This window comes from Bacteroidota bacterium (assembly GCA_017303975.1).
GTDB lineage: Bacteria > Bacteroidota > Bacteroidia > JAFLBG01 > JAFLBG01 > JAFLBG01.
This window is the reverse complement of the sequence record JAFLBG010000006.1, coordinates 1-23,396: the sequence shown is the minus strand read 5'-3', so window position 1 is coordinate 23,396 and position 23,396 is coordinate 1. Positions and strand designations below refer to the sequence as shown.

Sequence of the window (23,396 nt, the reverse complement as noted above, 5' to 3'; positions counted from 1 at the left end):
TTCGTCTTGGACATACGCCCTGACTACCAAGAAAAAAACAACATAAGAGTAATAAACAGAAAGATAATAGTATTTATCTGCTGTTTATTACTTTCTATCTTTTTCTGGTTTCTAAATGCCTTATCTAAGGATTATACTACCACCATTACGTTCCCTACAAAGTACATTAAGTACAAACAGAATAACGTTCTAAACAACTTACCGGAAAAAATCACCGTTACTCTGCGAGCAAGAGGATATAAACTACTTAAAAAAAATATCTTTGGCCTTTCTGATTCTGCAACAATCGATTTAAGAAAAAACATTGGAATAGCCGATGACAAATTTTATTACTCTACCAATCAAAATTCAGACAAGATAAAACTAGGTACGTATACCTCAAACAAAATTAGCAATATAACACCCGATACAATTTATCTTAGTTTGACAGAGGCTGTTACCAAGCAGGTAAAAGTAAAGCCAATCCTCTCTTATCAACTAGAATCGGAATACAAACTAATTGATAGCATTACAGTTTTACCAAACACCATAGAAATATCTGGCCCAAGGGATTTAATTAACTTGATTGATTATTTAGAAACAACTCCCATATCATTTGGAAACATCAAAGACTCTATCACACAAGAAGCTCCTTTAAATTTGAAAAAAGAATGGAAGGGATTACTAAATTTAAGTGTAGAAAAAGTAACTATAAAAGTACGTGCAGAAAAGTTTACAGAAAAAACAGTACAGATTCCAATTGAACTAGAGAACACTTCAGACATAAAAATTAAAATATTTCCTACAACTGCTACTTTAAAATTTTTAATTTCTCAAAAAAAATACGAAACCATTTCTGCTTCCGATTTTAAGGTTGTTGCGAATTATTCTAAATCTAAATCAACAGGCATAAATAAAATAAAACTGGAAATTACAAAGTACCCCACTTCAATTCAACGACTTGTTGTAAGCCCCGAGAAAGTTGAATTTATACAGAAAAAATAATGCTAAAAATTGGAATTACCGGTGGAATTGGAAGCGGAAAAACAACCGTTTGCAAAGTATTTGAAACACTTGGCATTCCCGTTTTCTACGCAGATGAAATTGCAAAACAAGCATTAACTAAACAAGAAATTATATCTAAAATTAAAATTGAGATTGACCATTCTGTATTAAATTCTGGTGGTGAAGTTGACAGATTAAAATTAGCAGAAATTGTTTTTAAGAACGAATCGAAACTTAAAACACTTAATTCAATCATTCATCCGTTTGTAGCTAAAGAATTTGATAAATGGGTACAACAACAACACGCACCTTATATTTTAAAAGAAGCTGCCATTTTATTTGAAAGTGGCTCTAGTAAAAACTTAAACAAGGTAATTTCCGTTGTTGCAAAGCTAGAAGATAGAATAACAAGAGTGATGGCTAGGAATAAAATAACTCGAATACAAGTAGAGGAGCGCATCAACAATCAAATTTCGGACGAAGAACGAATTGCAAAATCAGATTTTATAATTTACAATAATGATACAGTATCTCTAATAGAGCAAGTGATTACAATTGATAAAATTCTAAAGACACTTTAGAAATGATCGAAATTGACGAGTCATTGTTGGAAAAATCGAGCGAAAAAAAAACAATAGTACGCTATTTGTCTATTTCATCAATCCTTTTAGTAGTGGGTACTTTAGTGAAATTAATCGAAAAAAAATTGCAGTTTTCTGGCATGATCATAAATCTATATAAAATAGCACTTCTCATTATTCCCGTTTTAGCTTATCAACTTTGCGAAAAATCAGAATACCTTGCAACAAAATCAAATGACATAACAATTCTTATTTATAGATGGGCGTCTGTTTTGAAAATTGCGGCCATCTTATTTTTTATTTGGCTAGTTTTTTCGTTTGTATTTTCATAAAACAATAAAGGATATTTACACATGCAAATTCTATCATCTAAACAATTAAAGGAAGCTGATGCATATACAATAGCTAACGAGCCCATTAAATCGATTGAATTAATGGAACGTGCAGCGAAAAAATGCACTGATTGGATTGCTGAACATTTTTCTATAGATTTTCACTTTCATGTTTTTTGTGGCAAAGGCAATAATGGTGGTGATGGGTTAGCTATAGCAAGAATACTGTTAGAAAGAAAATATCATGTAAGTGTTATAATACTTGAGTATTCAACCATTCCAAGTGAAGACTTTCAAATTAATTTAATGCGACTACTTGAATTATCAATTCAAAATACTAATTGCTCTATTAAGCATGTCTCTTCCTCAATAGATTTTCAGACATACAATTTCGCCTCTCCAAATTCAATAATTATTGATGCTATATTGGGATATGGTTTGAATAAGCCAACAATTGGATTAATTGCCGAAACAATTCAATTCATCAATAGACAAACACTTCCTAAAATCTGTATTGATATTCCAACTGGATTATTTGCTGATGCTATCGCCAACAATACATTGGATAATACAATTGCGGCCGATATTACATTAACATTTCAAACTCCAAAACTAACTTTTTTACTTCCTGAAACGGGCAATTTTGTTGGACAGTTAGTCGTACTTGATATTGGTCTTAGTGCAGAATACATGCGCACTAGCACGAATACTAATAACTATGTAACACATGAATTAGCAAAAACAATTTTCAAAAAACGAAACAAATTCTCTCATAAAGGGAACTATGGGCATTCGTTGCTAATTGCTGGTAGTTATGGTAAAATAGGTGCGGCAATACTTTCCGCAAAGGCTTGCTTAAAAGCTGGCGCGGGGCTTGTTACGGTATATATTCCTAAATGTGGATACACTCCTATGCAAACAGCAGTACCTGAATGTATGGTAATTACAAGTGACCATGAGAATTATTTGAATGCATTTTATCCAAAATTTGACTACAATGCTGTTGGGTTTGGTCCTGGAATAGGCATGGAAAAAGACACTCAAAATGCTTTGAAATTTTTCCTACAAAACAATGCCTCCCCTGTTGTGTTTGATGCAGATGCAATAAATATTCTTGCAGAAAATAAAACTTGGCTTTCCTTTATTCAACCTGGTACTATATTCACACCACATGTAAAGGAGCTGGAAAGATTAGTTGGAAGAACGAGCAATAGCATTGATAGAATAGAACTAGCGAAAGAATTTGCATTCAAATACCAATCTTATGTTGTACTTAAAGGCGCACACACATGTATAATTTTTCCTAACAAAGAATTATTTTTCAACTCAACTGGAAACCCCGGTATGGCAACAGCAGGAAGTGGAGATGCTTTAACAGGAATCATAACTTCACTGTTAGCTCAAGGATATACATCGGCAGATGCGTGTATATTAGGCGTTTTTATTCACGGCAAAGCCGGAGATATTGCAGCAAATGAGTTGAGTGAAGAATCATTAATTGCAAGCGACATCATTAATAGTTTGGGAAATGCTTTCAGCACGATATGCAAATAATCAATCTATCTCAACAAAAGTATGTGTCCTACTTTTGCAATTTTACTTTCTTCAATGGAGCTGGTAGCAATTAACTTGTAAACATATATATCCGAATCTGCCAATTTACCATCATAATAGCCATTCCAAACTGCATTTAAATTTGGCAATGTAGCCAGATGCTCTCCCCAACGATTAAAAATTTCACATTTCATTTCTTTCATACACGTATATTCTACTCCCCATGTATCGTTGACACCATCGTTGTTGGGAGTGAATGTATTTGGCACATACAGCGTATTCATAAATTCCTCTTTAACAGAAATTGTTTGTAATGTGGTGTCTTTACAACCATAACTATTTTCTACAACTAATTTCAATTCGTAGTTTCCAATTGAAGGTAAGGTAATGACCGGCTCTTCTTCATTGCTCATTGGTTCATTATTTACGTACCAATAATTAGTAGCTGTCTGAAGAGACCCATTTACAATTAGTGCAGCGTAAGAGCAAAGAGAATCCTGCACTGTTAACGAAAAATTAGCCGTTGGAAGCGGGTTTGGATTGAGTATAACAGTTGTAGAATCTATACAACCGTTAGCATCGGTTCCTACAACTTTAATTTGTGTAGAAATATATAAGGGGAAAGCTTGCTGAGCTCCACTAATTCCATTACTCCAATTATAGGTTGCAGCACCTGTTGCAGCCAACGAGCACAATTGCCCTACGCAAGTAGGAGATGTTTGTACTGCGATAAGCGGAGTTGAGTTAACAACTACGCTAGCAATTACAGAAGTTGAACAATTGTACTGATTGGTACCAATTACTGCATATGCGGTAGTTGTAACCGGACTAACTTGTATAGATTGAGTTTGTGCCATGTTCGACCAAGAGTACGAAACTGCTCCGGTTGCATTTAGTGTTGCTTGTTCTCCTATACATATTTCCGGGCTATTAACAGTTACTACGGGTAATGGATTTACTGTAACTACTGCTTCGGCTGTGTCGCTACAATTAAATTGGTTAGTACCTGTTACTACATACGAAGTAGTTTGTAAAGGGGAAACAGTATTTATATTTCCAATGGTAGAATTATTCCAACTATAATTAGAAGCACCGCTTGCTTGTATACTTGCAGAAGTGCCTACACATATTGTATAATCTGTCGTTTGCACAAAAGGCTTTTTATGTACAGCAACAAAAATAGAATCGTTGTATGCACAACCTTGAATAGTATCTGTAAAATAATAGTTGCCCGAATCAGAAGATAATGCCACAGATACTTGATACTGTGTTGTTGCTTGTAACTGTTTGCTATTTGTCGGTGTTGTAATGTACATGGTGGAACTTGGAGTAACAGCACAATTATTCACAGCAGAAATAGTCAACTGTTGTCCTTCGCATACAGGAGAATTAGATGATAAACTAATAGCACACGGAAGATTATTGGCTACTTCAGAACCAACGATTAGATTAGGTTCCAGAGGTGCTGCTTTTTTTACAAAGACAAAATCAAAGTACATTTGCAAATTTTCATAATCTGCAGAACCTAAGTATATCGCTTCACTCCCTGAATTAGAAGCATGATTCATAAGACCTACAGTAGAAATTGATGTTGTTAAATTTGTAGTGTTGAATGGCTGATATGTAAATCGTTTTCCTGTTCCTTTACCGTTTACTGTTCTTAACCGAACATAATGGTAATTTCCTCGTACATCAGCATACATTGCATTATTTATCAATTGGCTTGCCACTCCTGTAGAGGCAACGGATTCCAGAATATCTTCATCATCTACTCCATAAGCATATAACCTACCCGAAGCGTTGACTGTTGTGGTGGAAGAACTTAGTAAAGTACTTCTAATAGGCGTTTCCAGCCATCCGAATTCCACATCCGAGTCGGGAATACTAGTTCCGTAAGGATGCGCAGCAATTTTGTACTTTGTTCCTAATTCATAATTTGCCATTGCCATTGGATGAGAGATTCCACTTCGTTTTTTTCCGGAACTGGCGGTAAATGTAAATTGACCGGAAGTGGTTGTAGTTGGTGTTACAAAAAAATTTTCTCCTCCATTGTATGCTACATAATCATTGGTATTCCATTTTGAATTATCTAAGGTACCCGCATTAAAATCATCAAAAAACTCGAATACACAATTGCCATCAAAGTAGGTATTGTTTGTGATTGTGTTATTTCCATAATACATATAAACGGTATTAACTCCCGGATTTAGCTGATCTACCTTTACCCAAAAAGTAGTGCGTGGCGCATTTAAACTCGAATCCTCAATCCAAAAACACAAATTTTTACACCCATGCTGAAACAATACATCTTTGGCGTTAAAATCCATTTTGGAGTTGGAAATAAGTTGCATCGTGTTTATGTCTAATGAAACTTGATAATCTATCAACGCAACATTGTTTGGGTTTGTAACTGTTATTGGAATCACATAGTTGTATCCTACAGGCACTTGAGCCTTTAGCAAAAAAGAAAAAAAAACAGTTGTCAGTATAAAATAATGTATCTGTTTGTGCATGGTCGTTTTTTACGTCAATTTAATCCCTAAAAAAAGTAATGTCGCCTAGCTAGTATTTTTATCCAACAATCAAGCAAAAAAAATAATTTTAAAATGCTGACTACCAGGAAATTAAAAAGAAATAAATGAACTCACAGAAAGTAATTATAGTGCCTATAAAAAATTTTTAACAAAAGTAAATTCATGTAGATAATTTTGAAGTGAAATTATCGCTATTAAATACAGCCCTTTCTAATACATAATAATATTGTCTTCACGTCAAGTTTCATATATTATATACTAGTATTTCCAGCGCCTCCTGTATTAAACGTACTAAAATTTACACCTACTCCGAATACACTTTCTGATACTAGATTCATTGCACCATACATAAAAGCTGTATTAGTAGCACCCCCATTAATAGTTATTTTATTTTTGTTAGGAATAGTTGTTACGAAACTCTGAACTACTAGTTCTTGTAAGTTTAGTTTTACAGTTTTTCTCATAGAATTAGATTTTAATTTTAAAATAAAGTCCATTGTAGTTGATACCAAAAAGGGGGATGCTCTCTCATATTATACAATATTACAGATAGCACAAGTCTTTGGCTAACATAATTTAGCACTTAAGCAAGCTCCAGTTCCTCCAACAAAACTTACAATCATACAGCCTCCAATATTTTGTGTTTGCATGCCTCCACAAAAAATATTATGTGAATCTGCACAAACAGCATTGGAAACTCCCTCTCCAATTGTAAAAGTATTGTTCTCATTCATTTCATCCACAATAACACAGGTTAAACCGGCCACAGCGGTTCCATATGCAACTGTACAATTAACCGTAGGTGCTGGCGTTGTTACTGTAGCAGTTGTTGTTGCCGATACTGCTGCACTTGCAATAGCAATATTTCCGCCACCGATAGTTTGCTTTTCAACTGAATGTAAGTTTGTCACAAAGCTTTTAACTTGAATTTCCTGAAGTGATAATTTATTCCTCATAACAATAATTTTTAAAGTTATATGCAATGTAGCACTCACTTAAAGAAAAGTCATCTACCGTGTTTTAACAAAAAACAAACAAGAAAAAAAAACAAAAGAAGGGAGTTGAATATCAATCAAATAGATTTATTTTACTGAACTCATAGAAAGATTTACAACAACTAAAAACATCTGTATATTTGAGCAAAAGGTCGCTGACAAATCTTTTTGGGAAGCATCATCGTTATGTAGGACATGTTGCGTTACTTAGATAATTTTAAATTTATTCTCTCATAGTAACTAATTATGTTAGCAATTACTTTCAACTTCAACCAAAAAAAACCTTGCCCCTCTTCTTTAATTATACGCTTTTGTATATACTCTAAATAAGCAATCTGTGCATTATTATCAGATAAAAATGCTGTGTGAAAAATTTCTAATTCATTATAAATTGTCGGATCCATGTGCTTCTTAAAATCGGACGTTTTATCAAAAATTTCTTCAACCTCCGTTTTATTCCCATTTATAAACAAAAGCATAGCAAGTGCTTCAAGAGAAAAAGAAAATCGAAAATGATTAATCTCTTTATAAAAAGAAACAGCCTCCCTTAATGACGGAATTAACTCCTTTGCATTTTTTGAAAAATTTTGTGTAGAAGATAAAAAGTAGGCAAGTGATTTGAATACAGCTAAATTACTTTTGTGAATAGCATCCGCAAGTCCAAATGTTTTTTCATATAATGCAATCACTTTTGCAACATCTTTTTCTTTATTTCTAATAGTTTTAAGCATTATAATTAATTCTATATTCCCGTTCGCCAAAAAAGTTCGAGATAATGGAGTACCCGTATTATAAAGGTCAATTAATTTATTAATCTGATTCTCGGATTCGTTCAAATCTCCAATATTAAAATAATACAGTCCATTAAAAAACAACAGAGATTCATTAAACTGCTCTGTCTTATACCTCCCGTCAAAAAAAAGTGGAACTTCAGGATTTGTATCAAATATATTTTTCAATGTATGGTAATGCTTTTTAAAAAGCTCTTGCTTGCTTCCATGATAGGCAAACAGTTTATAATTAAGTGCTGCCCAATGATAAATAAAACTAAATCGAGGATACTCTTTGTACTTATGGGCAAGCTGTCGTAGATAATTAATCAGATCTCCAACTTTATCAAAATTTTCGTGATGAGAAACGTACAAGCCACATTGTAATGAAGTGAGGTAACAGTTGGTAACTTCAAAATTGAGTTTATTGGCAATTTCCAATTTCTTATACTCATCATCACCCCAACGCATTCTGAGGCGTGTTTTAAGTCTTATAATTTGAGATAACAATGGAACCAATAATTCAAACTGATTCTTTTTCCAACACTGCTCTTCCAACTTTAAAAATTCACCCAGCACAAAAGACATACTTGCTATATCATACGATTGAACTACCAACTCTTTGTAGCGCTCCTCCTCTTCCGAAATAGGATTAAACTCTGAATTCGAAATAGAATCTAACAACTCTAGCAACTTAGCTCTTAATTTAAAAAAACGATTTCGCACTGCAGTCATTTCATCTGCAGCAATTTCATCTTTGTATATGCGATTAATAGCAAAATTCTCGTTGTACTGATTACTTTCTAAAATCTGAACAAGTTGTAAAAGCTTAGGCGCATCTGCCACTTTAGCCCTTACTTGCAAGAGCTGACTTACTGTTAATTTATTAAATATTATTTGTAAGTCTCTATTATGTTTCATTTGCAATCAAAATTATTAAAAATGAAATCGCTATCTGTCTCAGACAAACAATCCAGCATGAATATATTGACTATTCCACTTGACAAGTAAACGTTAAAAAATTATTTACAGATGAAGTTAGTAGAATAATTAAAATTAACAAGCAAAAAAACTGTGAACTCCTTTTTAATAGCCAAGCGCATTGAAAATGAGGTAGTACAAATTAAATTGGCAATCTGAGTGTTTAATTAAAAAACACACGAATAGATTAAATGTAAAAACAAAAATACATTTGTAGTATGTTCTTTTGTTTTATGAGGTCTAGGGCTGTTTTTCAAGTTAAAGGTTAGGCGTTAACTTGATTTAACAGCCCTTATTTTTTAGCAAATCTCGAACTAATTTATTTTTCGTGAGCTAACCTTGCTCAACTCAACTACATGATTTTCAAATAAAAATCATCATTAATTGTACTTGACTGTCGCAACAAAAAACACAGCAGTTGTAATCACCTATTTACGAAAGTAGTTTTGCTGCAACTTAACAAACCAAATTTATAACCATGAAAAAGCAAACCATTAAGGCTGCTGCACTAGCATTGCTATTGGCAGCAACTACATCACAAAAATCACATGCACAAGCTACGGTAGCTTGGAAACAACAATTTCAGGGAGATGCCATCCACCATTGGGGAGAAAATGTTACTTGGCTCTTATCTAGTTTTGATACAATAGCCGGTCAAATCTATTACCAATCTTCCGTTACTAGTAAAACAGGAGTGGATTTTAATCCCGATAAAAATATAAAAACATTAGTAAAAGCAGGGGCGGCTAACAATTATACGTTTGGCGAGAATGAGCATGCAGATGCTGGCACTCCCGTTGTTTCGGCTTATAGTACAGTATCTGGTCAGTTTAAATGGGTAAATAAATTAGAACCAATTTCCGGATTTGTATTACCCGATCATTTAAAAGAAGTAGGTAAATCAGACGGAACGTATGTTGGTGGTAGGTATAAGGGCAAATTTAAGTATAAGTCAACCATTTTTACTTCTATTACTAAAGGAAATTTTGCTAGCGAAGATTTATTTTTATTACGACTAAATAGCTCGGGTAATTTAGTATCAAAAGCATTTATTGTTCCGGCAAATCCTACTGATGAGTCTAAGGTTGTAATCAACTCCATTACTACTGCTAAAAATGGCGATTTAATAGTAGCTATATCATTAGAAATTACGGAAAATAGTTCTTCGCATTATATAATTAAAAGTTCTACCTACTCAAAAAATATAACGCTAAAAGAAAAGGGCGTTGCAATTATTCGATTTGATGGAAGCTTGAAATACCTAAGTCATACTATAATAGAGACTAATGGAAATAGCGTTGCTGTTGATGAAATGAAAACTGATGCATCCGGAAATATTGTAACTAAGTTATCGGTCTACAAATCAAATAATTTGGCTATTGATTTGAATCCATCTACAGCTGTGGATCCTATTGCCAATAATCTAGTTGCAGATCAAGATGGTATTTTCCTAGTTAAATATAACCCTAATTTAAGCGGTGTAGTTTGGAAAAAGCAATCTATGTTTAAAAAATATTTTAAAATGCAAATAGATAAAATGTCAAACATTTATTGCATTTCTGTTGTAGGAAGCTCTGATACAGCTATTATTTCGCCAACAATAAAAATTATTCCGGCACAAGGAGTTTCTTCTCAATTGGTTGCAAAGTACGATAAGAACATGAATTATGTAAGCCACTTAGCTACTAATAGAGCAGCACAATATGTTGATGATTTTCAAGTGCATATGGATGGTAATAATAATATATACATGGCTTATGGCTTAAATGTAGTTTCAACTTCAGATTGGTTGTACAAAAGAATGTTTATGTCTAAAATAAAAACAGCAGGTACTATGGCTGAGGTGTGGAAAAACAGTATTATGAATAGTATCAATGGTTATTCTGTGGAAGGAGAAGGAATTTATGGGCACAAAAATGGTGTGTATGCTACAGCTTTATTAGGCCCTCATGCAAATAAATACTCTGTTTTGGTAGGCAATCCGCTTCAAACAATTAAAGTAAGCGGAAATGAATACAATAGTTGCATAGTAAAATATACCTTAAGTGGTGCGGCTTTATCTCCGGAAGACCAAGTAGAAGAGGGTAGCAATATAGCATTCAAAACCGGTTTAGAAAAAACTACTTTACAGGTAGCTGTATATCCTAATCCTGCTGCAGATTTTGTAACGATAAAAGTTGAGAATACAGAAAACACTACCGCAACAATTTACAACTACAGTGGTGTAACCGCAAAAACAATTACTATAGAAGAATTAGAAACTACGGTAAGTATTTCTGAACTACCTGCGGGAATGTACATTGTAGAAATAGTATCGAACGGTGCCAAAGAAATCAAGAAAATAGTAAAGCAATGAATTAGTTAGGAAGGTTTTGAAGGTTAGGAAAGTCACGAAAGTTGAATAAAAAACTTTTTAAACTTTTTAACCTTCAAAATTATAAAAACTAGAATTAAAAAACTGACAAACTAAAACCCAAAAACATGAAAACAAGATTAATATTAATTTACATAATAGCATTTGCAACAAATATAATAGCACAAAATCCAATAAAAACAGAACCTTTCGAAAAACCTATTAATAAAGGGAAGTGGCAAATAGGAGGGGAAATTACTGGAAGTTATGATGAATCTACAGTATATAACAACAATACCAGTAACTATTCAATTGGAGACGATTGGGAATTTAAGACACTGTTTCTAGAAGTCAGTCCAAGTATCGGAAAGTTCATCTCAAATGGATTAGTAATTGGTATTAATCCTAGTCTTTCTTATGGTGGTTCCTTTTCAAAAAACAGTGGCTCTCCATCAATAGGAATAGGGTTAGGGGGGTACACAAAATACTATTTTAACAATGGTTTTCTACTTAATGCACTGGCTGGTATTGGCAAGTATGATGCTAGCTTCAGCTTTTATAATGGATTCTATTTAGGAGGAGGAGTTGGTTATGCATATTTTCTCAACCCACACGTTTCTTTGGAAGGAATTATAAACTATAGTCACCAAAGAACTCTTATGACTAAGCAGAAAATTTCACAATCAAACACTTGTACTTTCTCAGCTGGACTACACTTTTTTTTCGGTAGGAAGTAACTATGACAACTAATTAACTACAACTTTTAAACTTAACCAAACAAAATTACACCATGAAAAAGCAAACAATTAAACTAGCTGCATTAGCATTGCTACTGGCAGCATCCACATCACAAAAAACAAATGCTCAGGCTACAGTAAATTGGGCAAATAACTTTCAATTTCAATGTGTAGATAAAGATGCCGCTTTTGATGTACAAGATATGGTAGATTGGAGTCATTCCACAATTGATACTATTGATTCGCAATGGATACGTGTTGGCTACGCAAAAGACAAAGCAGATATTGATCCATTAACTACTAAAAAAATTGTAGATCCATCAAAGGATAAGATGAATGGACCTGAGGGCGAATTTGAAAACCCACATAACTATGGTACACCATTTATAGCATCTTATGGATACAGCAATTCCGGGAAATTAAAATGGACTAAAAAATATGATATTCTGTCGAATAACTCGGGGGTATTTGTAACAGCTATTACATCCAGAGGAAACAATAAAGGAGTGTATGTGGCCGGAAAGTATGAGGGTAAGTTCAAGTACGATACAAAAACATTTTCGTCTGCTAACAATAAATTATATATTATGCAGCTCTCGGAATTAGGTGTGCTGAATAAGTCAATTGAATTTGGAGCGACCTCTTTTAATTATAATAGCATAACAAGTATAAATACAGATATAAACGGAAACTTACTTGTGCTTATTAAATGTTCCAATGGAAAACTTACATTCAGTAATGGGACTTCTATCACTACTAAAGAACAAGATTTGGTATTGGTTAAGTTAAGTTCAACCTTAACTATATTGATGGCTAAAAAAATAGCTGAAGTAAAATCAAACGATTTAATGTTTAAGAATATACAATCGGATAAAGCCGGAAATATATTTATGGCAGGTATCTATTTGCAAACAGGTACAACCAAAATTGACTTTGACCCATCTGCTTCTATTAAAAATTTACCTAGCTATACAAATTATGCTCTTGCAATTGCAAAATATAACTCACAAGGTAATTTTGTATGGGCGAAGAGTATAGATGCACAATATGCGTACGAAGGCTTTGATTTTGCAGTAGATGTGAAAGGAAATTCATATATAGCATCTCAAACAACAGGAATGTCTATAGATGTAAATCCGGGAACGGCAGTTAATAAAGCAGGATTAAGTGCAGCGTACATCGTAAAATTAGATAACTCCGGCAACTATGTATGGCATAAAACAGAGAACTCGGATGGGGGAATAACTGAAATAACGCTAGACAATTATGGTAATTTTTATACACTTAGAGAAAAAGATGCGGAAAATATTACCGCAGAAGACAACCGAATTTGGCTAAGAAAATACCGATGTTCAACCGGAACTATTCTTTGGGATAATTTTATAGATAAAATACCGACTCAAAATTATACAGGTTCTACATCTGTTCAGAATGTAAAAATACATGCCTGTAAAAAAACGGTTCTAGTATCTGCAGAATTTTTAGGCTCTTTTGATTTGTTAGGAACAGGAACTCATAATCTTTCTAATGTAAATGTGCAAGATGGATGGTATCGCCCGGTTATGATTAAGTATAACATGTATGGCACTGCTTTATCACCGGAAGAACAAATAGAAGAAAATAATAACATTGCATTTAAAGCTTCGAACGAAGAATCTACAACTAGCGTAGCTGTATATCCAAATCCTACAACTGAGTACGTAACTATAAAAGGAGAGAACACTGAAAATACTACCGCAACAATTTACAACTACAGCGGTGTAGCCGTAAAAACTATCTCAATAGCAGAACGAGAAACTACTGTAAGTGTTTCTGAACTACCTGCGGGAATGTACTTTGTAGAAGTGGTGTCGAATGGCAATAAAGAAATCAAAAAATTAATCAAGCAATAAAAATTATTTCATGTCTCGGGTTTCGTGTTAATAAAAAACAACACGGAACTCGAAACGTGAAACACATTTTCCATTTCTTTCGATTCATTAAAATCTTATATTTGGCTGTAAACAGTTAGTTGCAATGAATCCAAACAAAGAACTACAGCATCTATATAACAGCCTAACCCCGGGCCAAAAAAATATTTTAAAGAGCAAACTAAGTGATTCTCCAAAACTACAAGAACTTGTACTCCTATTAGAATCAGGTAAGTATAGCACTACAAGTGCGGTAAGTACAATTTATAAAGATGATGCTGATTTAGAATTTAATGTTCTTAAAAATAGATTCTTCAAACTAAAAGCAAAATTAATTAGTTTACTAGAAGATCTTGAAACCACATCGGATAAAGAAACTTTACCCGAAGAAGAATTAGAACTGCAAGAATTAGAAACAAAATTATACGACCTAGAAAATCAAGAGAAAACACTACTTCGATTAGAGCAATTAAAGAAAAAATGTTGGGAACGAAATATTTTTGAATTGCCACCCAGAATTATAATGAATGTAATGCAATTGAGGGCAAACATGCGTTTACCTCACGTGGAAGAAAATGCAATTGAATTTGAAAAAGCATCCCACCTACTCTATACATTAAATGGTTGTTATAAATTATTCCTATCCATTAGAAACAACAAAAAATCTACACAAACAGAGCTGAGGCTGGAGCAGCTTAGACAAATTCATCAAAAAAACAAAGAATACCATCGCTTCTCACTTATATACAACGAAACTTGTTTACGGTTTAAAATCGAAAAGCAGCGAGGTCTGTTACAAAGACAATACCAAACACATTTCCAAAATTTCACAAAAACATTTAACACCAACCCTAAAACACCTATCTATCAATATTTCTATCAACACGAAAAATATTCAGTGGTGAATTTATTGTACTGGTCTATGGTTTATCATTTCAACAAAGGCGAAATGTTAGAAAGTGTTAATAATGCAATTCGCATATCTGAACTACTCCACAAAAATGTTTACCTAAGCAAACACTTTTTTTCTAAACTAGTTTTAGACTGGCCTATTTATGTATTACTTAACAATGATAAATACCAAGAAAGTATTAAATTTTTAAACTTATATCGCACGGCTTATAGCAATCAAAAATCTATTCTATTTGACTATACTGTTTTGCTTACCGAAAGTTTAATATATACACACAGCTTTCCTAAAATAAACCATTCTAATCCGAATGAGTTATTTCATAAATTAAATGAGCTATACAGCAAAATAGCAAAGCTAAACGAGGACGAAAAAAATTACTGTTTACTGATGCAACTTCGTTGGGCTTTTATTCTGAACAAAAAAGAAAAACTTGCAGAGCTGTTAAAAAAAGAAAAATTTGTTACTTATTTAACCAAATCAAGCAATTTTTCTGCTATTGTAAAACTATATGAAGCTCTTAACAACAAAGAAGAGTTGGCGAACTACATTACATACTCTAACAAGCTAATTAATCAAGAATTAGATAAAGGAAATTTAGTGTCAGATTTAGTATGGAGTAAAAAAATTGCTACACACCATCATAAACTTTTATAAAAACAAAAGGTGCTTGTAACGAATTACAAGCACCTTTTGAAAAACTACCTAATTTTTATTAATCTACATTATCATGTAAAAAAGAGTTATTCGGACGAATATTTACTTTTTTATCATCTCCTTCTTCAGGAGTTAATGTATATCTAGATACTTGAGATTCGGAAGAATGTGAAACTTGATCTAACTGCACATTTCTTCTTTTATACGCTGGCTCATTTTCTAATTCATTTAAGCCATTTGGTGTTTTAAGTTTAAAGCTAAGTTCTTTCAACTTATTGATACGCTCTTGCGCCTTGCGCATTTGCTCTACATCTTGAACCGGCTCTTCTTTTTTCTCGATATTTTCAACACGCTCGGAAGCCTCTACAGTTCGCACGGTAAATTCTAGCTCCGGGTGCTCATTCTTATTTGCAATAGGAGCTCCACTCCACTCATCCACATTACTCAAATCAGTAGTTTGATTTACAAATGAATTTACTGGAGTTTCCTCTACTATATTTTCGATTATAGTTTCTTCATTAGTGGATAACAAAAATGGCTCTAACGAAGAAGTAGTATTCTCTATTTCTGCATTTACTGTTGAGGTAGTATCTGAAACAAAACTTTCTGTAATGGTAGTAGTTGTTGTAGAGGTAACAACCGGAGCAACATTAACAACCGGAGTTTCTTCTAAATTAAGAACAACTTTCTCTTGTTTCTTTGCAACAGTATCTATTCCAGGAGTTTTAAACCCTTTGGTATTAAAGCCTGTAGCAATAATTGTGATATTCACACTATCTCCCAACTCAGGATCAACACCATAACCTTTAATGATTTCGGCTGTTTGTCCGGCAGACTCTTGAATAAAATCAGTTATATCACCCAATTCATCCATTGTAATTTCTTCGCTACCACACGTTATATTCAAAAGAATATATCGAGCACCACGAATATCATTATCATTTAAAAGTGGAGATGCTAAAGCATTTTCTACTGCTCTAATAGCTCTGTTTTCTCCGGATGCAGTTGCAGATCCCATAATAGCTACTCCACTATCTTTCATTACCGTTACAATATCGGCAAAGTCAACGTTAACGTGTAATGTAACTGTTATAATCTCAGCAATACTCTTAGCTGCTGTAGTTAATACATCATCTGCTTTTCCGAATGCTTCAATAATTTTTAAATTTCCATATATCTCGCGAAGCTTATCATTGCTTATAATTAGCAATGTATCTACGCATTGTTTTAACTCTTCAATTCCTTGCTCTGCTTGCGATTTTCTTTTTTTGCCTTCAAACGCAAAAGGAACAGTAACAATACCTACAGTAAGTATTCCAAGTTCTTTTGCAACTTTAGCAATAACAGGAGCCGCACCAGTTCCTGTACCACCGCCCATTCCGGCAGTAATAAATACCATCTTCGTATTCTTTGCTAAAATTTCTTTTAATTCTTCAATATTTTCAATAGCTGAATTTTTCCCCACTTCAGGAAGCGAGCCAGCTCCTCTACCTTCTGTTAAACTAGCACCTAGTGCTATTTTAGTCGGCACAGGACTCATATCTAACGCTTGTTGGTCTGTATTGCAAACAATAAAGTCAACGCCTTTAATTCCTTGTTTAAACATGTGGTTCACAGCGTTGCTGCCTCCACCGCCTACTCCAATAACCTTTATGATTGAAGATAGTTCTTTTGGTAAATCGAATTGCATCATTTGGTAGTTTTTAGGTTTTTCCTAAAATTAAATACTACAACAGCCCATTTAACATTGGCTTAACCAGACTTATAAACTTTGAAATGTTAATTGTGGTGGATAATTTTCAACAATTAAGGCGCAATACTTACTAGCACCCTTTTATCTGAAATTAATTTCTGTAGCACCAAACCCGTACTTTTTGTATGAGGCGTCAAAGTACTCTAAGCGTGTCATTCCCGACAAAACTTTCTTAATCTCATGCTTCAAAACCCCTTCTCCAACTCCATGTATCACAACTACCTTTTTAATACCGCTCCTTTGAGCGAATTCCAATTTTCTTTTTAAATGCTCTAATTGAATTTGCAACATATCCCAGTTAGACAGGTTTTTATACGAATCTATTAATTCATGAATATGTAAATCTACCTCTAATACATCTGGAGATGATTTCCTTTTATTGAGTAATACGTTCTTTTTAGGCCGCTCTTTTCCTGCTGACAAATAGAGCTGCTCTACTGTGGGCTTACTATAGTCTGTTTTAACCGGAACCAAGTATTTTATTTCGTATTCAATTTCAAATCCATTATCAATCTCAACAAGAGCAACTAATTTGGACACATACTTCACAAAAGTACCACCTCCGCGTTCATTTAAAAAACCAACTTTATCGCCTTTGCTAAACATGTTATAAATTTTCTATATAAGCTCCACTCTTCAAAACCGAGTAAAACTTGACTCCACTTTCCTTACACACTGTCTCCCATTTGTTTGTATAATATAACGAATTAGATGAATCTAAAATAAGTGTATCAAAAATAAAATAACGTTTTATGGTTTTCAAATCTATTTGTGCATTATCACTTACAACAAGTAAATCTAAATGCACCTTAACATCATTAACAGGAATACTAAATGTACTATCTATTATACAAATCCTTTTATTGTAAAATTGAATAAAGTTGTGTTTCTTAAATACAGGCTGAATTATTGTGTCATTAACAAGTGGAGTAATTGCATTTACATACAAACTATTGCGATGATGGTTGATATGAAAATCCATTTTCGATTTACCAATTTCGACTTCATTCATATATGAAAACAATCTATTGCCACTCACAAAATCTATTGCAGTGTACTTTTTAATAGCATACACAATTAGTTGTTTTTGTCTGGCGGACTGAATCTTAGTAACTACAACCGTTACAAGAAACGAAAGCACAACTAAAACGGTGTAATTTAAATATGTTCTTTTTCTCAATACAATCGCAGTAGTAACAATAATTACACCCAAATACAACAAACAAGTTTGCAAAATAGAAATATGAATATTTTCGAAAATAGAATAAGGTAATTTATCAATCATCAAAACAGACTGATTTAATGCAAACGTTAGTTGCTCTAAAATGTACGCCAGGGGCTTAGCAATAGCATTAATAGGAGATACTGCTAAATAAAACATTCCACAATACAATATAATTGTAGAGATAGGGATAACAAATAAATTAGACACGAGAAAATAGTTAGGAAACTGATGAAAATAAAGCAGCCCAAGCGGAAACGTTGCCAACTGTGCCGAAATTGAAACTACACTTAACGACCATATTTTATCTACCAACCAATTATCCGGTATCCACCAAGCATAAATATTTTTATGCAGCATCACAATTCCCAGCACCGCTAAATAGGATAACTGAAAACCTACATCCATTATTAAAAAAGGATTTATGATGAGCAATAAAAATGCTGACGCTGCTAAAGAATTATAAACACTAATTTTTCTGTCTAGTGATTTTCCAATTATAACAAAACTCAACATAGTGGCCGAACGCAATACAGAAGGAGATAGTCCGGTTATAAATGCATACCCCCATAACAACAGCAACAAAACTATTGTTCTAAAACGAACTGCCCTTTTAAAGTAAGGAAGCAGAGAAAGGAAAAATTCGAATACAATAAATATAATTGCCACATGCAGTCCCGATACAGAAAGCACATGCAATGCGCCAGAGCTAGAATATGCCTTTACTAAATCCGGACTAAGATCATTTTCATATCCTAACAACAAAGCCGACAAGACAGAAAATTCATCTCCGCTTGAAATATTCTTCTGTATCTCGTTCAACAAATAAAACCTGCATTTATTTGAGAGGGTAATGAACGTATTACCATTATTCGAAGACACTAACTTTACAACATCTCTTTTTACATACGCTTGCGCAAAAATATTTTTGTAGGATAAATATTGTTTATAATCGAATTCATCAGGATTTTGTGGCGCATTTACCAATGAAAGTTTAGCTTGTATAAGCAATTTATCTCCATAGTTTATCGAAGAAGGTGCGGAATCATTCTCAATATAAAACAATGCTTTTCCAATTGTCTTACTTTTTCCCTTTTCAGAAAAAACTTCCTCTATCTGCCCGACCACTTGTATAGTAGATTTTTTACGAACGGGAGCCTCCACAACCTTTACCACAAAAGTCGAAGGTTCGTTCAAATGAATTTTATATAGATAATGCTTGGAGCTATTTAATTCATTATTAAATTGAGTTATCAATAGCCCCAATAAAATAAATAAAATGGTAATTACAACTCCCAACCAAGATGCAATGGCATACGTTGAATTAATTTTTCTGTTGAAAATTAAAAAAGTATAAATGCAAAAAAACAAAGGAAACAAAAGAGAAATAAATCCAATTTGAGGAAAAACAAATATCCCCAAAAGAATGCCTACTAAAAGAGACAATACAAGACGGATAAAAGGATTTGAGCTCCAACTAAACATGTAAAGTTGCTTATATTAACAGAGGCTTCATGTTACTCTTGTCTAAAGAAATCTAATATTGACAAATCAACTATATGTACATCTTTATAGTAATAATGAATAATCTCCTTATAGGAATAGTTCTTTTTAGCCATCTCCATCGCTCCCTGCTGACAAAGGCCAACACCATGGCCAAAACCTTTTCCTTTCAAAATTATTTCATCGCCATTCTGCTCAACAGAGAAATAAGTAGACTTTAATTGCCAATCATCGCGTATTACTCGCAACGGAATTCGCCTAGTACTATCTACCGTGTAATATGTTTTTCGAGTTTCTTCTTGCGAATATATTGGGCTGTATGTACGAACCATCGTGCAATCCGTTGGCAATGAGTTTACTTTAGAAAAAACATAATTATTCCATTTCTGAGCAGTTGTCTTTTTTACCCAATTGGCTTGTGTTTGCGCTAGGCAAAAACTATCTTTTCTGGAGCGCAAATAACTTTTAGGCAACGACCAAATATCTTCGGAATTAACCGTTTCACCACCACAATTAGAATGGTATGCGGCAGTAATTAAACTTAAGTCGGAATCAACAACTACCAATCCTTTTGTGCCTTCAACAGCGTCTATAATTTCCTTTTTTAGAGTTCTACTTTTGTATGCCTGACAGTGCACTTGGTCGCATAACTGAAAACCCTCTAACTCATGTCTGCGCAAATGCGCTAACGTATAGGTTCTACATAATATTGCTTGTAACTTATAATACTCCACAGCCGCCTTTCCTCCACCCTCCGACTCTACAACACCACCGATATAATTTTCAATATCAACAATATTCAATAATCGCAACAATCCATTTACACTTCGTATTTCTAGATTATCGTGGTAATTGCGAGTTGCCGAATTAAATGGCTCAAGTGGCTTTATTTTAAATGTTCTAAGCGATGTTTCTCCCGAATAAAGCAAAGATTTATAAACACCAAAAACAATTCCCTCTCGTTTTAATACCAAGGAATCTCCTTTAGTTGCTATCTCTATAAAATTACCATTTGAAAAACTATTTATAATTTTTCCATCGCCACTTAAAATATAAGTGCCTTGTGCCGGATACAATTGTAAATAAGTAAGCGGGATATCCGCATATAAACGTATATATAGATAATTAGATTTCCCAACTTGCGATTGAAGAAGAATACAAAAAAGTATAAGTATCACTCTACTTTTCATTCTGCAGCGTTAAATAATTATACATTAATTCGGCACAACGCTTAGATGCGCCAAGCCCACCAAGCTTTTGCTCCAATTCCTTATAACTTTTTTTCACAGATTCTATTTTATTCGTATCACTGATAATTTTCTGTAATTCTATTTTCAAATTTTCTTCCGTTAATTCATTTTGTATCAACTCCTTTACAATCTCTTTATCCATAATCAAATTAACGAGCGAAATATATTTCACTTTAATCAACCTCTTAGCGATATGATACGAAACAGAGCTACCCTTGTAACACACTACCTCCGGCACATTGCAAAGTGCTGTTTCTAGAGTAGCTGTACCTGAAGTAACCAATGCTGCTGCAGAATTAGTAAGCAAATCGTAGGTTTGTCCCGAAACAATTTTGATACCATGCTGCGCAGCAATAGATTGATAAATATCAAACGACTGGGAAGGAGCTGCTGCAATTACAAATTGATATTCAGGAAAATATTTTACAACAGAAGCCATGATAGGAAGTTTGCTTTTTATTTCCTGTTTTCTACTTCCCGGCAATAGTGCTATAATCGGTTTATTCGCAAGTTCATTTTTAGAAAAAAAAGCATGCTTATCCTTCAACGTTTCATAATTCTGAATTGCATCTAGCAAAGGATGCCCAACAAAATCAACTTGATAATTAAATTTTTCATAGAATGCCCTTTCAAAAGGCAGTATAACAAACATCTTATCCACCGTTCTTTTTATGGCATGCACTCGAGATTGCTTCCATGCCCATATTTGAGGGGAGATATAGTAATACGTTTTAATTTTTTTCTTATTTGTAAAATCGGCAATTCGGAGGTTAAAGCCCGGATAATCTACCAAAATAACCACATCCGGATTAAACATTAGAATATCATTTTTGCAAAAGCGAATATTTTGCAAAATGGTTCTTAAATTGAGTACCACCTCCAAAAAACCCATGAAAGCTAAATCTTTGTAATGCTTTACCACATGAGCTCCCTGAGCTTTCATTAAATCTCCACCCCAACATCTAAATTGAGCATTCGCATCTATCCTTTTTAATTCTTTGATAAGATTAGAGGCATGTAAATCTCCCGAGGCTTCTCCAGCAATTATGTAGTACTTCACGTTTTTTATGTAAAATATTTTAAGAAAACAACCAATCCAGCATACAAAAATGTTGATAACAAAACCCCACGTGCCGAATAATATCTCTCTGTCCAAATAAATCCAAAAAATGTAGGCAGATTAGCAATTACACACAAACTAATTAAGGGAGTATAAATATGTGCCAACTTTATTTTAGTAATAAAACTTTCAAATGGCATGTGACTAAAATTAATCACGTAAAAAAGTCCAAAAGCTATACTAGGAGCAATCAACCCCAACAAAACCCCTAGCTTTTGTGTATTGTATTTTAAGCCCATATTACAATTTTAAATTCCAGTCTTTCATTTTTTCAAATGCTGTATAGGCAGTTAAATCAAATTGTACGGGCACAATAGAAACATAATTATTATCAACAGCCCACATGTCTGTATCTTCACTATTGGGTTCAAAATTTTTAAAACTTCCGGTAAGCCAAAAATATTGTTTGTTACTCGGATCCAACCTTTCGTCTAACTCCTCTTCCCAATATCCCTTTGTTTGCCTGCTCCATCGTATGCCTTTTATCAAATCACTTGGTACAGGAGGAATATTTACATTTAAGCATACGCCTTCAGGCAACTTATTTGCCAAAACTTGTTTAGAAATTAATTGCACAATATTTTTTGATGGAGAAAAATCTGCCTCGTGAGAATAATCACACAACGAAAAACCTATAGAAGGAATTCCTTCTATAGCGCCCTCTACCGCAGCAGACATAGTGCCTGAATAAATTACACTTATAGATGCATTCTGTCCATGATTAATTCCCGACACGCACAAATCGGGTTTACGGTGCAACACTTTGTTAACAGCTAATTTGACACAATCTACAGGAGTACCGCTACAACTATACTCCTCAAGCACTCCGTAATGCTTCATTTTGTTTAATCGCAGTGTAGAGTTTATTGTAATTGCATGCCCCATGCCCGACTGAGGCTTATCCGGAGCTATTACCACCACATCACCAATCTCTTTAACCGACTCTATTAATGCTCCAATACCTGGCGCATAAAATCCATCATCATTCGTTACCAATATTAAAGGCTTTCCCATCTCTAATTACTTTAGTTTTAATACATGACATGCAACAAACACATTAAATAGTTTGCACCCAATGTTGTACTAAAGCTACTAAAAAAGGCGCAACCTTTTGGATTGCGCCTTTCACTAAATATCGACCGACTATTGTTAAGAAATTTTAATTTCTCTTGTAGGTTTTACTTTTGCGTGGTCTTTTTTGGCAATAATAAGCTTCAAAATTCCTTTATCGTAAGAAGCACTTATCGATT

Annotated in this window: 19 protein-coding genes; 8 read left to right on the top strand and 11 right to left on the bottom strand. The window is 33.6% G+C overall.

Translation table 11 applies throughout. The annotated features are described in order from the left end of the window. Positions 1-6: 6 nt before the first annotated feature. Genes J0M08_03535 through J0M08_03520 form a run of 4 tightly spaced genes read left to right on the top strand, consistent with a single transcriptional unit; the run spans position 7 to position 3,451 of the window. The gene (locus J0M08_03535) at positions 7-984 is read left to right on the top strand and encodes a hypothetical protein (GenBank protein MBN8702109.1); all 978 of its coding nucleotides are present in this window, start codon (positions 7-9) and stop codon (positions 982-984) included. Then, positions 984-1,565 carry a dephospho-CoA kinase gene (locus tag J0M08_03530; protein ID MBN8702108.1) on the top strand — a complete coding sequence of 194 codons (582 nt, stop codon included), beginning with the start codon at positions 984-986 and terminating at the stop codon, positions 1,563-1,565. Before J0M08_03535 ends, J0M08_03530 begins: the two co-directional genes overlap by 1 nt. Before the next feature lie 2 nt (positions 1,566-1,567). After that, on the top strand, positions 1,568-1,897 hold the full coding sequence (locus J0M08_03525) for a hypothetical protein (protein ID MBN8702107.1): 330 nt from the start codon (positions 1,568-1,570) through the stop codon (positions 1,895-1,897). Positions 1,898-1,918: 21 nt separating this feature from the next. Beyond that, complete coding sequence (locus tag J0M08_03520; protein MBN8702106.1) at positions 1,919-3,451, top strand: NAD(P)H-hydrate dehydratase; 1,533 nt, start codon at positions 1,919-1,921, stop codon at positions 3,449-3,451. Positions 3,452-3,456: 5 nt separating this feature from the next. On the opposite strand, the gene J0M08_03515 is transcribed toward J0M08_03520, so the two are convergent. The 4 genes from J0M08_03515 to J0M08_03500 all read right to left on the bottom strand — a co-directional run bounded on the left by J0M08_03515 (position 3,457) and on the right by J0M08_03500 (position 8,671). Beyond that, the gene (locus J0M08_03515) at positions 3,457-5,964 is read right to left on the bottom strand and encodes a DUF2341 domain-containing protein (protein MBN8702105.1); all 2,508 of its coding nucleotides are present in this window, start codon (positions 5,962-5,964) and stop codon (positions 3,457-3,459) included. A 272-nt stretch (positions 5,965-6,236) separates the two neighbouring features. Continuing rightward, entirely contained in the window at positions 6,237-6,449 is a 213-nt protein-coding gene (locus J0M08_03510) for a pinensin family lanthipeptide (GenBank protein ID MBN8702104.1), read from the bottom strand. A gap of 102 nt (positions 6,450-6,551) precedes the next feature. Continuing rightward, positions 6,552-6,941, bottom strand: a complete 390-nt coding sequence (locus J0M08_03505; protein MBN8702103.1) for a pinensin family lanthipeptide — start codon at positions 6,939-6,941, stop codon at positions 6,552-6,554. 242 nt (positions 6,942-7,183) lie between these two features. Continuing rightward, a complete protein-coding gene (locus J0M08_03500; GenBank protein ID MBN8702102.1) occupies positions 7,184-8,671 on the bottom strand; it encodes a hypothetical protein in 1,488 nt (495 codons plus the stop codon). 538 nt (positions 8,672-9,209) lie between these two features. Between J0M08_03500 and J0M08_03495 the strand changes: the two genes are divergently transcribed. The 4 genes from J0M08_03495 (at position 9,210) to J0M08_03480 (ending at position 15,298) form a co-directional block, all read left to right on the top strand. Further along, entirely contained in the window at positions 9,210-11,087 is a 1,878-nt protein-coding gene (locus J0M08_03495; GenBank protein MBN8702101.1) for a T9SS type A sorting domain-containing protein, read from the top strand. Positions 11,088-11,212: 125 nt separating this feature from the next. Further along, entirely contained in the window at positions 11,213-11,821 is a 609-nt protein-coding gene (locus tag J0M08_03490) for an outer membrane beta-barrel protein (protein MBN8702100.1), read from the top strand. Between the two features lie 53 nt (positions 11,822-11,874). Then, positions 11,875-13,713: a T9SS type A sorting domain-containing protein gene (locus J0M08_03485; GenBank protein ID MBN8702099.1), complete on the top strand. Its 1,839-nt coding sequence runs from the start codon at positions 11,875-11,877 to the stop codon at positions 13,711-13,713. Between the two features lie 124 nt (positions 13,714-13,837). Next, the gene (locus J0M08_03480) at positions 13,838-15,298 is read left to right on the top strand and encodes a hypothetical protein (GenBank protein MBN8702098.1); all 1,461 of its coding nucleotides are present in this window, start codon (positions 13,838-13,840) and stop codon (positions 15,296-15,298) included. Positions 15,299-15,356: 58 nt separating this feature from the next. On the opposite strand, the gene ftsZ is transcribed toward J0M08_03480, so the two are convergent. The 7 genes from ftsZ to surE form a co-directional block, all read right to left on the bottom strand. After that, on the bottom strand, positions 15,357-16,988 hold the full coding sequence (ftsZ, locus tag J0M08_03475) for a cell division protein FtsZ (GenBank protein ID MBN8702097.1): 1,632 nt from the start codon (positions 16,986-16,988) through the stop codon (positions 15,357-15,359). Between the two features lie 144 nt (positions 16,989-17,132). Then, on the bottom strand, positions 17,133-17,657 hold the full coding sequence (locus tag J0M08_03470) for a Smr/MutS family protein (protein MBN8702096.1): 525 nt from the start codon (positions 17,655-17,657) through the stop codon (positions 17,133-17,135). A 1-nt stretch (position 17,658) separates the two neighbouring features. After that, a complete protein-coding gene (locus J0M08_03465; protein ID MBN8702095.1) occupies positions 17,659-19,758 on the bottom strand; it encodes a ComEC family competence protein in 2,100 nt (699 codons plus the stop codon). A gap of 32 nt (positions 19,759-19,790) precedes the next feature. Further along, positions 19,791-20,966 carry a SpoIID/LytB domain-containing protein gene (locus J0M08_03460; protein ID MBN8702094.1) on the bottom strand — a complete coding sequence of 392 codons (1,176 nt, stop codon included), beginning with the start codon at positions 20,964-20,966 and terminating at the stop codon, positions 19,791-19,793. Beyond that, positions 20,956-22,086 (bottom strand): lipid-A-disaccharide synthase, encoded by a 1,131-nt coding sequence (gene lpxB / locus J0M08_03455; GenBank protein ID MBN8702093.1) that lies wholly within the window; start codon positions 22,084-22,086, stop codon positions 20,956-20,958. Before lpxB ends, J0M08_03460 begins: the two co-directional genes overlap by 11 nt. A 5-nt stretch (positions 22,087-22,091) precedes the next feature. Beyond that, positions 22,092-22,385 (bottom strand): hypothetical protein, encoded by a 294-nt coding sequence (locus tag J0M08_03450; GenBank protein MBN8702092.1) that lies wholly within the window; start codon positions 22,383-22,385, stop codon positions 22,092-22,094. Between the two features lies 1 nt (position 22,386). Beyond that, positions 22,387-23,160: a 5'/3'-nucleotidase SurE gene (gene surE / locus J0M08_03445; protein ID MBN8702091.1), complete on the bottom strand. Its 774-nt coding sequence runs from the start codon at positions 23,158-23,160 to the stop codon at positions 22,387-22,389. Between the last annotated feature and the right edge of the window lie 236 nt (positions 23,161-23,396).

Excerpts from the sequence above, each read along its gene's own strand:
- J0M08_03470 (MBN8702096.1), bottom strand. The coding sequence starts at position 17,657 with ATGTTTAGCAAAGGCGATAAAGTTGGTTTTTTAAATGAACGCGGAGGT.
- J0M08_03500 (MBN8702102.1), bottom strand. The coding sequence starts at position 8,671 with ATGAAACATAATAGAGACTTACAAATAATATTTAATAAATTAACAGTA.
- J0M08_03515 (MBN8702105.1), bottom strand. The coding sequence starts at position 5,964 with ATGCACAAACAGATACATTATTTTATACTGACAACTGTTTTTTTTTCT.
- J0M08_03485 (MBN8702099.1), top strand. The coding sequence starts at position 11,875 with ATGAAAAAGCAAACAATTAAACTAGCTGCATTAGCATTGCTACTGGCA.
- J0M08_03495 (MBN8702101.1), top strand. The coding sequence starts at position 9,210 with ATGAAAAAGCAAACCATTAAGGCTGCTGCACTAGCATTGCTATTGGCA.
- J0M08_03510 (MBN8702104.1), bottom strand. The coding sequence starts at position 6,449 with ATGAGAAAAACTGTAAAACTAAACTTACAAGAACTAGTAGTTCAGAGT.
- J0M08_03520 (MBN8702106.1), top strand. The coding sequence starts at position 1,919 with ATGCAAATTCTATCATCTAAACAATTAAAGGAAGCTGATGCATATACA.
- J0M08_03480 (MBN8702098.1), top strand. The coding sequence starts at position 13,838 with ATGAATCCAAACAAAGAACTACAGCATCTATATAACAGCCTAACCCCG.
- J0M08_03490 (MBN8702100.1), top strand. The coding sequence starts at position 11,213 with ATGAAAACAAGATTAATATTAATTTACATAATAGCATTTGCAACAAAT.
- J0M08_03465 (MBN8702095.1), bottom strand. The coding sequence starts at position 19,758 with ATGTTTAGTTGGAGCTCAAATCCTTTTATCCGTCTTGTATTGTCTCTT.
- J0M08_03525 (MBN8702107.1), top strand. The coding sequence starts at position 1,568 with ATGATCGAAATTGACGAGTCATTGTTGGAAAAATCGAGCGAAAAAAAA.
- surE (MBN8702091.1), bottom strand. The coding sequence starts at position 23,160 with ATGGGAAAGCCTTTAATATTGGTAACGAATGATGATGGATTTTATGCG.
- ftsZ (MBN8702097.1), bottom strand. The coding sequence starts at position 16,988 with ATGCAATTCGATTTACCAAAAGAACTATCTTCAATCATAAAGGTTATT.
- J0M08_03505 (MBN8702103.1), bottom strand. The coding sequence starts at position 6,941 with ATGAGGAATAAATTATCACTTCAGGAAATTCAAGTTAAAAGCTTTGTG.
- J0M08_03530 (MBN8702108.1), top strand. The coding sequence starts at position 984 with ATGCTAAAAATTGGAATTACCGGTGGAATTGGAAGCGGAAAAACAACC.
- J0M08_03450 (MBN8702092.1), bottom strand. The coding sequence starts at position 22,385 with ATGGGCTTAAAATACAATACACAAAAGCTAGGGGTTTTGTTGGGGTTG.
- J0M08_03460 (MBN8702094.1), bottom strand. The coding sequence starts at position 20,966 with ATGAAAAGTAGAGTGATACTTATACTTTTTTGTATTCTTCTTCAATCG.